Annotated in this window: 12 protein-coding genes; 6 read left to right on the top strand and 6 right to left on the bottom strand. The window is 43.8% G+C overall.

Annotated elements, in window-relative coordinates:
- Window positions 1-53: 53 nt before the first annotated feature.
- Both ACYQ4O_RS02520 and ACYQ4O_RS02515 read left to right on the top strand, forming a co-directional pair.
- Window positions 54-1,229 (top strand): alpha-hydroxy-acid oxidizing protein, encoded by a 1,176-nt coding sequence (locus tag ACYQ4O_RS02520; RefSeq protein WP_282163418.1) that lies wholly within the window; start codon window positions 54-56, stop codon window positions 1,227-1,229.
- Between the two features lie 9 nt (window positions 1,230-1,238).
- Window positions 1,239-1,502 (top strand): cytochrome c3 family protein, encoded by a 264-nt coding sequence (locus ACYQ4O_RS02515; RefSeq protein WP_460174650.1) that lies wholly within the window; start codon window positions 1,239-1,241, stop codon window positions 1,500-1,502.
- Between the two features lie 123 nt (window positions 1,503-1,625).
- On the opposite strand, the gene ACYQ4O_RS02510 is transcribed toward ACYQ4O_RS02515, so the two are convergent.
- Window positions 1,626-3,062, bottom strand: coding sequence for an aspartate ammonia-lyase (locus tag ACYQ4O_RS02510; protein WP_282163420.1), 1,437 nt, complete (start codon window positions 3,060-3,062; stop codon window positions 1,626-1,628).
- A gap of 166 nt (window positions 3,063-3,228) precedes the next feature.
- Here ACYQ4O_RS02510 and ACYQ4O_RS02505 point away from each other — a divergent pair, with 166 nt between their 5' ends.
- Entirely contained in the window at window positions 3,229-4,191 is a 963-nt protein-coding gene (locus tag ACYQ4O_RS02505; protein ID WP_460174649.1) for a LysR family transcriptional regulator, read from the top strand.
- Between the two features lie 113 nt (window positions 4,192-4,304).
- Here ACYQ4O_RS02505 and ACYQ4O_RS02500 read toward each other — a convergent pair whose 3' ends face one another.
- Window positions 4,305-5,207, bottom strand: coding sequence for a LysR family transcriptional regulator (locus ACYQ4O_RS02500; protein WP_460174648.1), 903 nt, complete (start codon window positions 5,205-5,207; stop codon window positions 4,305-4,307).
- Between the two features lie 138 nt (window positions 5,208-5,345).
- On the opposite strand from ACYQ4O_RS02500, the gene ACYQ4O_RS02495 reads away from it, so the two are divergent.
- A complete protein-coding gene (locus tag ACYQ4O_RS02495) occupies window positions 5,346-7,166 on the top strand; it encodes a flavocytochrome c (RefSeq protein ID WP_460174647.1) in 1,821 nt (606 codons plus the stop codon).
- Between the two features lie 488 nt (window positions 7,167-7,654).
- Window positions 7,655-8,236: an NAD(P)H-dependent oxidoreductase gene (locus ACYQ4O_RS02490; protein WP_308512893.1), complete on the top strand. Its 582-nt coding sequence runs from the start codon at window positions 7,655-7,657 to the stop codon at window positions 8,234-8,236.
- A 244-nt stretch (window positions 8,237-8,480) separates the two neighbouring features.
- On the opposite strand, the gene ACYQ4O_RS02485 is transcribed toward ACYQ4O_RS02490, so the two are convergent.
- From ACYQ4O_RS02485 to argH, 4 genes are all read right to left on the bottom strand, one after another.
- Window positions 8,481-9,647, bottom strand: coding sequence for an iron-containing alcohol dehydrogenase (locus tag ACYQ4O_RS02485; RefSeq protein ID WP_308512892.1), 1,167 nt, complete (start codon window positions 9,645-9,647; stop codon window positions 8,481-8,483).
- A gap of 11 nt (window positions 9,648-9,658) precedes the next feature.
- Window positions 9,659-10,549: a glutamate formimidoyltransferase gene (gene ftcD / locus ACYQ4O_RS02480; RefSeq protein WP_308512891.1), complete on the bottom strand. Its 891-nt coding sequence runs from the start codon at window positions 10,547-10,549 to the stop codon at window positions 9,659-9,661.
- A 22-nt stretch (window positions 10,550-10,571) separates the two neighbouring features.
- Window positions 10,572-11,189: a cyclodeaminase/cyclohydrolase family protein gene (locus ACYQ4O_RS02475; RefSeq protein WP_308512890.1), complete on the bottom strand. Its 618-nt coding sequence runs from the start codon at window positions 11,187-11,189 to the stop codon at window positions 10,572-10,574.
- 66 nt (window positions 11,190-11,255) lie between these two features.
- Window positions 11,256-12,770 carry an argininosuccinate lyase gene (gene argH, locus ACYQ4O_RS02470; protein WP_460174646.1) on the bottom strand — a complete coding sequence of 505 codons (1,515 nt, stop codon included), beginning with the start codon at window positions 12,768-12,770 and terminating at the stop codon, window positions 11,256-11,258.
- Between the two features lie 302 nt (window positions 12,771-13,072).
- Between argH and ACYQ4O_RS02465 the strand changes: the two genes are divergently transcribed.
- Window positions 13,073-13,756 (top strand): tetratricopeptide repeat protein, encoded by a 684-nt coding sequence (locus ACYQ4O_RS02465; protein ID WP_460174645.1) that lies wholly within the window; start codon window positions 13,073-13,075, stop codon window positions 13,754-13,756.
- Window position 13,757 lies beyond the last annotated feature (1 nt).

Below are 13,757 nucleotides of genomic sequence, written 5' to 3'. Positions count from 1 at the left end.
TTCATAATAAGTTTTAATTTATTATTACATCGTTCATAACTAAGGAGAACATTATGGAAGAAAAAAACGTTTTTATTACACGTCGTACTATCCTCAAAGGTTCTGTAGCTTCTCTTGCAACATCCGCTCTGGCAGGAGTAGGTACTGTCGCGGCAGCTCAAGAAAAGACTTCTCAGATCCGTCCACTGACCGGAAAGATGACTTATGAAGAAGTTCGTAATCGTGCACGTGAAATGATGATCCCGCGTTGCTATGTCTGTCCAGAATGCAACGGCAGAGGACCTTGCGTAGGCCAAGTACCGGGTTTCGGAGGTATGGGAGCTTCCCGCGGATTCCAAGCTAACTACGATTCTTTGGCCGCTGTTCAATTGAATTCACGTGTTGTACACGGTGTTCATGTTCCAGATACCTCCATTGACTTTTTCGGAACCAAAATTTCCATGCCGGTTATCGCAGCTCCGACAGGAGGCACAACCTATAACATGGGCGGAAAGTTAACTGAAGCGGAATTTGTGAATGCTATTTGTGGCGGATGCAACCAAGCCGGTACATTGGGTGCTGTTGCCGATGGAATCGGTGACCCGCTGGATGTCTACGAAAAACGTCTCCAAACTTTGAAAGAACACGGCTACAAAGCCATTGTTGGATTAAAGCCAAGACTGCAGAAAGATATCATCGAAAGAATGAGATTGGCTGAACAGGCCGGAATTATTGCTTTGACTATTGATTTGGACAGCGCAGGCCGTGCAGCTCGTGCAACAAAAGGTCAGACCGTTGAACCAAAGACATTTGAACAACTTAAAGAACTTGTTAAAGCTTCCAAGCTTCCGTTGCTCTTCAAGGGCATTATGACTCCGGATGAAGCAGAGTTGTGTGTCAAAGCTGGTGCAGCCGGTATCGTGGTTTCCAATCACGGCGGCAGAACACTCGCTGATACCCCGGGAACAGCAGCAGTCCTTCCGAAGATCGCAGATGTAGTCAACGGCCGCTGCTTCATTATGGTTGACGGAACGCTTGCTCGCGGTACCGATGTTGAAAAATATCTTGGTTTGGGTGCCCAATGCACTTTAGCAGGTCGTCATTTTGTTAGAGCCGCTCATGGCGGATTGGCCGACGGCGTAGCTCTGTTCGCTAACAAGATCAAGAATGAATTGGCAGTTGCTATGGTATTGACCGGGGCACAAACCGTCAAAGACATTAACCGCAATATGGTTGTCATTCCGGATTAGGAGTGCGGCATGAATTTTTTTAAATTAGGTGCCTGTCTTTCCTCTTTGGCTTTTGCTGTATGTGCGTTTGCTGCACCTGTTGCACAGAATCACCAGCTCAAAGGCCTGAGTTGTGAAGGATGTCATTCTCAAATGCCATTCGCCGATTACAACAAATGCATCGGATGCCATGGAGGAAAAGAAAGGCTTAGTACTTCAAATCCTCAGCATTCCGCATTGAAAACCGCAGATGTTCCATGTTCTGTTTGCCATAAAGGACATCAAGAGCGTTAACTAAAAATCTGCTGTCTTTGGAACAAGGCAGCAGACAAATAAAAAAGCCTTCGAGAGTTCATCGGGCTCTCGAAGGATGGAGGACTTATGTAAATAAGTCAAAACTTCAGGGAGGGAAATTTTTTACAGTTTTCCTTTTTGCTTCTTCCACTTAGCGATGGCTTCAGACATCCGGGCTGGGTCTACCAAGAGTGCCGGATCCAAGAGCAGATCTGCTTCTTCTTTGGTCATAATGCCCATTTCCAACACAGCGTCTGCGACGGCAAGGTTGTGCTCTTGAGCATAGTGAGAAACTTTAACGCCTTCCGGATAGCCGAGAGTTGCAGCGACTACGGTAGAAAGAGCAATAGTCTCTCTTGCTTCCTTACTGCAGCGTTCACGATTTGCTTCAATACCGTTGATGCATTTTTCGATGAACAGCGGAATGACTTTAGTAAGAAGGTCGAAAGATTCGAATAAGTTCTTGTAAAGAGTCGGTGCCCAAACGCTGATTTCTAATTCGCCCTGCTCAAAAGCCATGCTGATGACTACATCATTGCCGCAGGTTTGCTGCGCAACTTGAGAGACCAGTTCCGGAAGAATCGGATTGATCTTGCCCGGCATAATAGAAGAACCCGGAGAAAGGGAGGGTAGGGTAATTTCGCCAAAGCCGGCACGAGGACCGGAGCTCATAATACGTAAGTCTTTGGCAATTTTAGAAATACCACATGCCGCTTGTTTAACCGCAGCAGAGACCTTCACGCAGAAGTCATCGTTTTGCATTCCGTCGAAGAGGTTCTTTGTACTTCTGACATTTTCGCCAAGCTGTGCGGAAAGATGTTTGTAGAATGCTTCTTGATATCCCGGAGCTGCTCCCATCCCTGTACCTACGGCAGTAGCACCAACAATCAATTCAAAACATTCATCTCTAAGACCGCGGATATTGGCGGCTTGTCGTCTGCAGAATTCAGCATAGCCCCCAAATTCTTGGCCGAGAGTAAGAGGAACTGCGTCTTGAAGACAAGTTCTTCCAACTTTAACGACATCAGCAAATTCATCTGCTTTACGCTGGAATGCGTCAGCAAGTTTGTCGAGTTCAGGAGCAAGTAAATCCAGAGCTGGATAAATACAAAGATGTTCGGCGGAGGTGACCACATCGTTTGTTGACTGACCCATGTTGACATGAGTATTTGGGTGAACTTTATCCTGGCCTTTATGACCTGTCAGGTGTTCATTTGCTAAATTTCCTACGACCTCGTTAATGTTCATGTTGACGCAGGTATAGCCGCCGCCTTGGAACATGTCGAGGGGGAATTGATCGTCATACTTGCCCGTGAGAACTTGGTCACAGGCCCATGCAATAGCCTGAGCAATTTCTGGAGAGAGAGCCCCGATTTCTGCATTGGCTAAGGCAGCAGCTTTCTTCATTTGAGTGAGAGCTCTGTGAAGATATGGATATTTGATGACTTTTTCTCCGAGGACTCCAGAAACTCCCATAACACGGGTAGTTTGAATGCCATAATACAAATCGTCAGGAATTTCCATTTCGCCGAGACAATCTCGCTCGATTCTTGTTGCCATTATTTTTTCCTTTGGGTTGATGTTTGATGAGGATTTTTGAGGTTGAATCCATGATGACATTGTGATACGAGGCAGATAGGAAAGCGACTAAAATAAACCAAGTTAAACGATAACTATTAAAAAAACTTATGGTCTGCCGTTAAGTTCTCTCTTGATAGGACTGCATATGCTCGACTCTCCCTTAGAGATATCCTCGATTAAAATTTTCCTTGAAGTTGCTGCCGATGGTAGTATGACCAGAGCTGCAGAAACTTTAGGCCTAACTCAACCTGCCATTTCCAGTGTTATTAAGAAAATGGAAATGAACCTTGGTGCCGAACTTTTTACACGTGAAACACGGCCTATGAGACTAACTAAGGCCGGACGTGCCTTATATAACCGCGGTCCCTGTCTAATCAAAGAAATTACTCGGTTGGCTGAAAATATATCACTTGCCGGAAGTTGCGGAGACTTAGATTTGAGGATGGGATGTTCCGATGGAATCGCGGCAAATCTAATACCGTATGTGTTCGAGGATCTAAGGAAGGCAACGGAGTCTTTGTTTATTACGTCCGGAACCTCTCCGTATGTTGCGGATTTGCTGAAAAAGAAGGCAATTGATATTGCTCTTTGCACGGATCCTCTGACAAAGGAAAAGAATATTTTGTCGGCTCCTTTGTTTTCGGAAGAATTTCTCTTAGTCGTTCCGAACAGGCCGGAGTTCAAAGGCGGTTCCATTGAGGCGGTCAAACCTCATTTAGAAAATTTGTCTTTCCTCGGATTTCCACCCGATACGATGGACTTTTTTCAAGTCGAACGTATCTATAGAACACTTGGGTTAAAAGAGACAAGAAAGATTTCTTTTGGGTCCAAGTCAGGAATGATGGACATTATCAGTCAAGGGAATGGTTGGTCTATTCAACCGGCTCTCGCGTTATGGAGCACTCGTTTATTTAAGAATAATCTCAAACTGATTCCGTTTATGACGAATAAGGCCACCAGGACATTTTTTATTAATTATTACGATGAGATATATTCTCCAATTGCAGAGCTTCTAGCAGGAGAAATAAAAAATGCGCTTACCGAGAAGCTCTTCCATTCATTTGAAAAAGAATTCCCCGAGTTGCTTGGCCATGTGTATGTAAGATAGGAAAATTCTTAAATAGTGACTTAACAAGCCTTCGACGAGAAATGCGGAGAAGGCTACGGTTCCCTGTCCTCCGACAACTATGTTTGTAAAGAACAGCCCGAATTCGCATGTAGCTACTGAGGGCGCGGAGCTGCCTGGAGTAGAAAATCTTTAAATGCTACAAGTTCTGGGTTTTCTTTAAGGACTTTCTCGGCTATAAAAACTTTTAGATGCCTTTTTGCCCAGTCATCTTTTAACTTAATCAAAGTAAGCTTTGAGCAGTCGGCCTTTTCTAAAGATTTTTTCAGAATAATTCCTATCCCAATTCCTGAGGACACTAGATCAATTAGTATTTCCGGGTTATCTACTTGAACCTTGATGTTTAGCCTTTTTCCGATCTTTTGAGCATTGTCTTGGACAAACCTTTGCATTGCGCTTCCGGTGGTTAATGCGACAAAGGGGAAGTGCAGCGTTTCATCAAAACAGACTTGTTTGTACTTCGAAAGGACATGGCCTAATGGGGCGATTACGACAAGCTCATCTTCTTTGTATGGAAAGGACATAACTCCTTTTTTCATCCCATCGTAGGCGCAGACGCCTATGTCCGCTTCTCCGGAAAGTACCGAGTCAACAACTCTTGGTGAAGGCTGCTGAACGAGTTCGAACTTAACGTAAGGATAAAACTGTAAAAAATTACCTATTTCTTTAGGAAGAAAGTCCAATGCTGCGCCGTAATTTGCATGGACTTTGATATAGCCTGCAGTTTTTCTCACATACGGCTTTATCGACGACTTGAGAGCATCTAATTCCCACATGATTTTCCGGGCGGATTCATAAACCAGATCTCCGGCTTCTGTCGTTTCGACACCTTTTGTCGACCTCTTTAACAGTACGGTCTGAAATGCGTCTTCTAATTTTTTGATTCTTGAAGAGGCGGACGGCGCTGACAAGCCAAAGTTTTCAGCCCCCTTAGTTAGGTTCCCTTGATTGGCAATTGTTAGAAAAAGAGAAAGGTCGTTTAAATCAAAATGAAGCATCACTATCTCGCATGGGTAGTTGTCTATCAATGGAATAGTCTAGCGTTAGGAATATCCTAACAAGGACTAAGTAAAAACAAAATAGATTTTTACTCTCTTATCTCAAATAATGAAGAAGTCTTTTCCCAGGAGATAATAATGAGTAAGTTCAAAATAAAAACTTTGGTACTTTCACTTCCGTTGCTTGCTGCCTTATCAACAGCCGCTTTTGCTGCTGGTTTTTCCGATGCTCAAACAAAAACATTTGCCGCATCACCAAAATCCGACTATCTCGCTGGTACTCATCAAAAAATGGGTCTCCAGTGCGTTTCTTGCCATCCGTCTGAAGTTACTGATGGAGAAAAAGAGATTAATCAGAAGTGCACATCTTGTCACGGTGATCTGGATGCATTAGCCACGAAAACACAATCGCAGAACCCGAATCCGCATAAGAGCCATTTAGGCAAAATTCAATGCACTGCATGCCATTCAGGTCACGAGCCCAGTGTTGCATACTGCACCAATTGTCATGATTTTCCGTCAATGAAAACAATGAAACAGGGAAAAGGTGCAAATCAACCGAACTTTAAAGAAGATCTTGCTAAATACGACAATGCCGCACCCACAAAAGTTGAAAAGACTCAATTATTGGTAGTTGGGTCCGGTGCAGCTGGTTTTGTAGCAGCTATGACTGCTCGGGATGCCGGAATAAAAGACATCATAATGATCGAAAAAATGGCGATTCCGGGCGGAAATAGTCAACTTGCGGCAGGCGGCATGAACGCTGCGGGAACCAAATTCCAGAAAGAAAAAGGCATTGAAGACAATCCTGAATTGATGTTTAAAGATACGATGAAAGGCGGTAAGAACGCCTCTAATCCGGACTTGGCAAAAATCCTAGCAGAACAAAGCAATGCGTCTATTGAATGGTTGGCACAAAAAGGCGCTGTTTTGAGTAACGTTGGGCGCGGAGGTGGATCTTCTGCTGCCAGAATGCACGGGCCTGCAGGTGGTGCCTTTGTCGGTCCTTACCTTTCGAAATTCTTTAGAGATAAGGCCGAAGAAACCGGTCTTGACCTCCGTTTAAACTCTAAACTTGTAAAACTGATTACTGATAAGTCCGGCAATGTTGTCGGTGCATTGGTGAAAGGTAAGCATTCCGGCATATACAGAATTGATGCTAAAGCCGTTATCCTCGCAACCGGAGGAATCGGTGCCAACGCTGACTTAGTTCAGGCCCTGCGCTCGGATATCAGCAAAGATATCAAAACATCTAATCAGCCCGGAAGCCAAGGTGACGGCATGTTGCTAGCCCAAAAGATCGGTGCTGACGTTGTGGATGTTAAGGAAATCCAGTTGAATCCAACATTGCTCGTGGGGTCGCCGGTAATCGTCTCCGAAATTGTTCGTGGTGCCGGAGCTGTATTCGTTAATAAAGAAGGAAAACGTTTTATTAGCGAGCTGACTACTCGAGACGTCACGAGTGCTGCAGTTTCTAAGCAAACCGGTGGCGTTGCTTATGAAATCTTTGACCAAGGAATACGTGATAAGGTCAAACAATTGGGAGCCGCTTTTGAGCTCGGTCTGGCAAAAGAAGGCAACTCTTTGGCAGAGTTGGCAAAGAATACAGGCATAAATCCTGACAACCTAGTCAAGACTATCGAACAATACAATAAGTATGCAGACTCAGGAAAAGATCCTGATTTCAACAGACCAGGAATCTCTGTCAAAATTGGACAGCCTAAATACTATGCTATCGAGATTACTCCTGCGATCCACTACTACATGGGCGGTTTAAAAATCGATAAAAACTCTAGAGTTGTGAATAAAGACGGAAAGCCTATTAATGGACTTTTCGCAGCCGGCGAAGTAACCGGAGGGGTTCATGGTAAAAATAGATTAGGCGGCAACTCGATTTCTGAAACCATTACGTTTGGAAGGATCGCTGGTCAGAGCGCGGCAGAATTAATCCAAAAATAGTTAAATTCAGATAATCAGACCAATGGCAGGAGTGCTTAACGCATCCCTGCCATAACTGTCTTCACCATCTACTGGTGAACATGAATAAAAATTAATACCGCGTTTTTTTGACCGATTCTCCTATAAAAACAGTGCCCGCGACAGCCATGCTCCTTTGAATATTCAAGGCGTTTTGTGAAGTTAAAAAACATCTTCATCTTAAGAATCACAAAGCTTTCTCTCCCCCTCCCCACTTCGTTACCTTGAAGTATCAGCATGTAAGCAAGTCCTGATCTTCTTTTAATTGTTCTGGTACAGCATTTAAGAATTGTGGAAGTGATTTTTTTTATTCTGAATGATTATTTTTTTTTATTGTTTAAAAAAAAAAATAAGTTTTTCTATACAGTTCCTTTCATACGTCCAACAAGTAGCTTACTTCTTTTATTTCCGCTTAATAAGAGACTACTTGAGAAAGTTTTACAGCATTTATCCTTTATGAGGACAGCGTTATGTCAAAGAAAAAAGTACTTATTCTTGATTGCGGTTGCCAAATTTTTGGCAGAGGAGGGAACCTCAATCACTACTACTCCGACTTAGCTATGAAAGAACTTCAGAAAATGGGTCACGAGGTTCAGATTACGTTGGTAGGTGGTTCTTGGGAAATATCTGAAGAAGTCGAAAAGATCCAGTGGGCAGATTCGATTATTGTTCAGACTCCAGCCTGGTGGATGAGTCCTCCCTGGCAATTTAAGAAATACCAGGATGAAGTTTTCATTCAGCCGGGTATTGTGAAAAATGATGGTCGGCATCATGCCGATCCTTCAATAGGTTATGGCACCGGAGGAATTTTTACCGACAAGAAATACATGCTTAGTTCTACTTGGAATGCTCCTAAAGCCGCTTTTGAGAGAAAAGATGATTTTTTCGGAGGTGTTGGTATTGACGGTGTCCTTCTACCAGTTCATAAAGCTTTCCAATTTTTGGGAATGAAACCAATGCCAAGTTTTATGGCTAATGACGTTGATAAAAATCCTACCTTTGAAGAGGATAGACAGCGTTTCAAGGAGCATCTAAAGAAAGTTTTCGCTTAGGTAAAATTTAAAAACGCCGCATCCTTTCAGCGGCGTTTTTGAATATCTGTGGTGATTTTTTTCTCTGCAGAGGTGAGGTTTTGTGGCGTCGTTTGACTGCAAGAGATTAAAAACTTGTCATCCAATTGGAGCTCAATTTTCAACAAGCTAGGATAATACTCACCTTTTTGATGAATACTGGCTTCTCTATCCTGTCAGTCGGGAGATGTAGGACGGACCTACATCTCTCTCAAATGATTTTTTTCTACTGGTAAGACTCTTCGTAGATCTTTAAGCAATCTTCCTCGGAAAGCATAGAAGGATCGTTGTAGAACAGTTGTTCAAAGACCTTCTTCGCTTCGCGAGAAAAAATAGGAAGCTCTTCTTTTGTGATTCCAAAGTCACTCATCTTCAGTTGACCTACGCCGCAGTCGTCAAGAAGTTTATCGAGCACAACAAGGAAGTCCTCCGGCTTGTCGGCTGTCGGATTGCCTAACGCTCTTGCCATATTGATAAACTTCTGAGACTCATCCCCCTTACGTACAAAATGGCCGAAGTAAGCACGGCAAATCAAAATCAATCCTGCACCATGCGGAAGGTCGGGGTGGAAAGCACTCATTACGTGTTCCAGAGAATGCTGGCTTGTGAGCTTGCCTGTCGTCATGACGAGGCCGCCAAGAGTGTTAGCAAAGGCCATATGCTCTCTTGCTTCCAAATTGCTGCCGTCTCTGTAGGCTTTAACGAGATATTTTCCGACGTTTTCAATGGCTGTAATTGCAAACATCTCATTGAATAAATTTGCCTTTTTGGAGATATATCCCTCTGCACAATGGAAGAAAGCGTCTAAACCTTGATAAGCGGTTTGAACCGGCGGAACCGAGACCATTAATTCAGGATCCACCACTGAAATGGTCGGGAACATGGAGACATCTCCTATCCCGAATTTTTCGTTGGTATCCGTATTGTTGACCATGCCGCTGCAGTCGGCTTCCGATCCTGTACCCGCAGTCGTGGAAATACAGACGATGGGAAGAGGAGCCTTCTGAATCGGTTGTCCTTTCCCCGTGCCGCGGAGACAATAATCCCAGAGATCTCCGGGGTTTGTTGCCATCAGAGCAATAACTTTGGCTGAGTCCATTGGAGAGCCACCTCCGAAGCCGATGATGAAATCACATCCCTCGGCTTTTGCTTGGGCAGCTGCTTCCATAATGCTGGCTTTAGTCGGGTTTGGCAGAATTTTGTCAAAGAGAGAAAATTCAACGTTTTGTTCTTTAAGTTGTTTTTCCAGTTCCGCCAAATATCCGAAACGTTTTATGCTTTTACCGGAAGTAGTGACAACAAGAGCCTTCTTTCCGGGCATCTTGATTTTGTGAAGTTCTTTTAGGGCGCCGGCGCCGAAATATAAATCAGTCGGAAAATAGATTTGATACATAGGAAATCTCTCTATAGTTGGTCTTCCAAGATTTGGGCTTTAGGATCGAAGCCTTCTAACTGCATATAGTAAGCGCAAGAATCCATTAAGGCTTCTTTGGAAATCATGCCGCAAACTTCTGTTCCAATAATGGACAAACCATATCTTCGAGCTTCCATTCTGACCAGTTCGATGATTCGGTAAAGTGGAACAATCTTGTGATTGATCATGCAGCTGACCTGAACACACTGTTTTTCTTCAACAAAAACACCAATAGCACGAGCCTCTGCAAAAGCACCTTTTGCTTCTCTGATGCACTGAGCAATCTTTTTGGCGATTTTGACGTCTGTGGTGTTGAGGCTGATGTTGAAAGCAACAAGCGGTCCTCTGACTCCAAGCGGCATTGCGCCGGCGGTAGGATGCAGTTTTGCTTCTCCATAATCCGGAAGCCATTCCGGCTGAGTGATGAGTTGCTGAAGTCCTTCGTACTCAGGATGGCGTATGTTCTGCAGCTTTATTCTTTCTTCCTTTTTTGCTGCTTTTTCGTAGAGATATACCGGTACTTCCAATTCGCGGAAAATCCGTTCACCCAAACGATTTGCGTATTCAACGCATTCCTCAATAGTAACGTTTTCAACCGGAACAATAGGAGAGGCATCAATGGCGCCGATTCTTGGATGTTCTCCGTGATGGCAATTCATGTCAATTTTTTCAACCGCAACTTGACAGGCTCGGAAGGTGGCTTCAAGGACTGCCTCAGGTTCTCCGACGATCGTGTGGACACAACGGTTGTAGCTTGGATCGACATTAACGTTAATTAACTTGGCTCCCGGAACGGAGTTTGCAGCATTGCTGATGGCGTCTATAACGTCTTGCCTTTTTCCCTCGCTGAAGTTCGGAATGCATTCAATAATTTTGTTCATTTGTACTCCTTGAGAAGAAGATTTAAAGATAATTTTGTTGTTTCGCAAATTCCTCTGCTTCCGCGGAAAACTCATTTAAACCGCTTTGATACTCCGAACAAACTTTTTCCAGGTTGGTTTGTTCCTCTTCACTCGAGAGATGCGGAATGTTAATTTTGAGATTAAAAAGAGCTCCTTGTATGCCTGCTTCAAAAAGTTTTGCCGCACAGAGTGTGTCAGACAAGGCGTTCTGATTTCCATCGTGCATCAGAGCAATAATGTCGGTTCTGAGAGGGAAGGCGGCCTTAATCATGTTGAGAGGCGACTCAGCGGCTTCAGAGTACCTAGTGCGAATTTCAATTCGTCTCTTCTCGATTTCTGCGGGACTATTTTTTGGAAGCCGAAATGCAACAATTAAATCTAAGAAAATTTGGGAATCTTTGTCGGCTAGTCCTATTAGGAGCTCCCGCATTTTCTCCAGAGTCTTTAGCGATTCAGCATAGTTTTCTTTTTGCTTTTCGGAAGCATCCTTCATGCTTAAGGACATTACCTTGCTGATTAACGCAGCTGCCTGTGCCAGTGCAATAGCGGAACAGGATCCGCCTCCCGGAGCCGGGGCTGATGAAGCAACGTCGGATAAAAAACTAGATATTTCTGCCATGCAGTGAACTTAAAAGGAAGTTAGAAGAAAAAAGCCGCCATTGAGACGGCTTTGTTACGGTCTAGTTTACACTCGAGCTAAAAGTGACTGTATCAGTCTTTCAGTCTCTACCTTAGCGTCAGCAAGCTGATGAGTTCTTTCGACAACTGTCACTTCGCTTGCTTCAATGAGTCTTTCGAGTCTGTCTAATTGACGGGCTACTTCCTCAGGTGCTGAACCGCCTTGACTGGACTTAGAGTTGGCGTTCTTAACCGGATCCAATCCGAGCTGAATTTCTTCGTCAGTGACTTGAGAGTCAATATTGAAGAGCTCTTTTGCAATCGGGACAATAACTGAACGGTCAATTTCACTGGCTTTCTTGTTGTTTTCCAACATATGGTTAACAACGTGAGCAACGATATCGTGGGCTGTTCTGAAAGAGATGTGATCAGCACGGACGAGTGTATTTGCCAATTCAGCCATCGTGCAGAAGTTGTTGGAAGCGGTTTTGACCATCAACTCTTTGTTGAGCTTGATGCCGCGCATCGTAACGGCCAACAATTCAATACAAGCCTTCATTTCGGCAAATGCTGTCCACATCATTGTTGGGCCTTCACCGTTGGCCTCATTGTTGTGAGTGTAAGGGGTATTTTTCATTACCATCCAAGTGGCGATGCAGCACCCTTCAACATTGGAGGCTTTACCTTTGATGTGTTCCAAAGTCCAAGGATTCTTCTTCTGAGGCATGATGGAGGAGCAGACTGCAACCTCATCGGCTACTTCAACGTATCCGTAGTCAGGTGTGGCCCAGACATATAAGTCTTGGCACATACGTGTGAAAGTGTTTGCTGCGATGCCGAAGGCACTCAAGATTTCCAAGATGTAGTCGCGGGATCCTACGCTGTCGATGGAGTTGTCGATTGGGGCGTCAAAACCAAGCAGACGAGCGGTAAATTCTCTGTCGATATGCCAAGTTGTTGAACCCATGGAACCGCCTCCAAGCGGACAAATATTCAATTGCTTCCAAGCGGTTTCAATTCTGGCGTAGTCTCTATCCATTGCATTGAGAATCGCTGAGCAATACTGAGCAAATGTAATCGGTTCAGAAGGCTGCAAATGAGTATAGCCAGCCATCACTGCGTCAAAGTTATTACGAGCAACTGTAAGGATGGTTCTTCTCATCTTGTTGAACAACTTGCAGATTTCTAGATACAAGACGCGCACATCCATACGGCATACGGTTGCGTAAAGGTCATTACGAGAACGAGCTGTGTGCTGCTGACCGCCGATTTCAATTCCGACTTTACCGATTAAGTAGTTCTCGAGATTGAAATACATCTCTTCGAGTTCTGGACGAAGCTCAAAGGAAGGAGTAGGGCCCATTGCTGTCATTTCTTCGGCAACTTCAAGAATCTTAGCAGCAACTTCCGGTTTGATGATTCCTTGCTTTTCCAGCATCAAAACGTGAGCCTTATTGCATTCAACGTAGTTTTGGAAGGAACGGACTTGTTCTTCTTCATTAATGGTCGGATTAATCATGTACTTGACTACTTCAGCAGCTGGAGGCTGTTTGATTTTTCCGCGGTTGTTTCCTTGAATCATATTTCTTTCCTTAAGTTGAGGTTGAAGTAAATGTTGAAGTCATTGTGGCCGATTAGCCATTTCTCGACAATTGGAATTCAGATTCTTTATAGAGAGGTATCAAAAAAATTAATACAAGCTCGCTCGGAGAGAAAGGCTAGAAAAAGTTGTAACTACTACGGAAGTGGTATTTTCAAAAGATTTCAATAAGATTCGTTCTATAGAATGGTGAATTCGGAACAAAATTGGAGAGAGAAGGCTCTGAGCTTTCTCGTGTGAAACAGATTAAGAAGATGCAGCTCTGCATCGTTCATTGAATAGTTATGCTCAATCCGCTCGTATTAAGTATCGGGTTCATCGTCACTTTTGTGTTGGCAATTTTTATTTTTTATGCTTGCACTCAAAAGAATAAAGCCGTCTTGTCTCTTTCTTTTCTATTATTCCTTATTGCGTTGGTTGGAACCTCCGGCGCAGCATATCTAAAAATCGGCAGATTCTACGATTGGCAAACTGCTCAAGTAGACGTTGATCAAGATCCGCGGCTTGCCGCAAAAATTACAGAAGCCCGACAGCTTCTTCAAGAATCTCCCAACGATATGGTAGAGAGAAGAAAACTTATCTCCTTGTATATGGAGGCAGGCCAGTTTGGAGAGGCAATTAAGAATATTAATTCTTTGCTGGAAATCAGGAAGCAGGATCCTTCTCTTTATGCATTGAAAGCCAAAGCTCTCTATTATCGCGACGGTAAAAAACTGACTCCGGAAGTGGAAGAGGAAGTTCAGAGCGCCTTGAGACTCAATCCGAAAGAACCGTCAGTCAAAATGTTCTTAGCTGAAGATGCCTTCAGAAATAAAGATTATGAAAAAGCTATCGGTTACTGGAGAAGTGTCCTTGAAGCCGGTAATGCTCCTATGCAAGAAAAACTAATTCGTACTGCCATTGCTAACGCAGAGCAGCGGCTGAAAGCGCAGCAAAATCAATCAACATCGACAAGAAAAGGTGAGTAAC

The sequence above is a fragment of the Turicimonas sp. TL08 genome (assembly GCF_054660695.1).
Note: the sequence above shows the minus strand (reverse complement) of the source record. Positions and strands in the feature narration are given on the sequence as shown.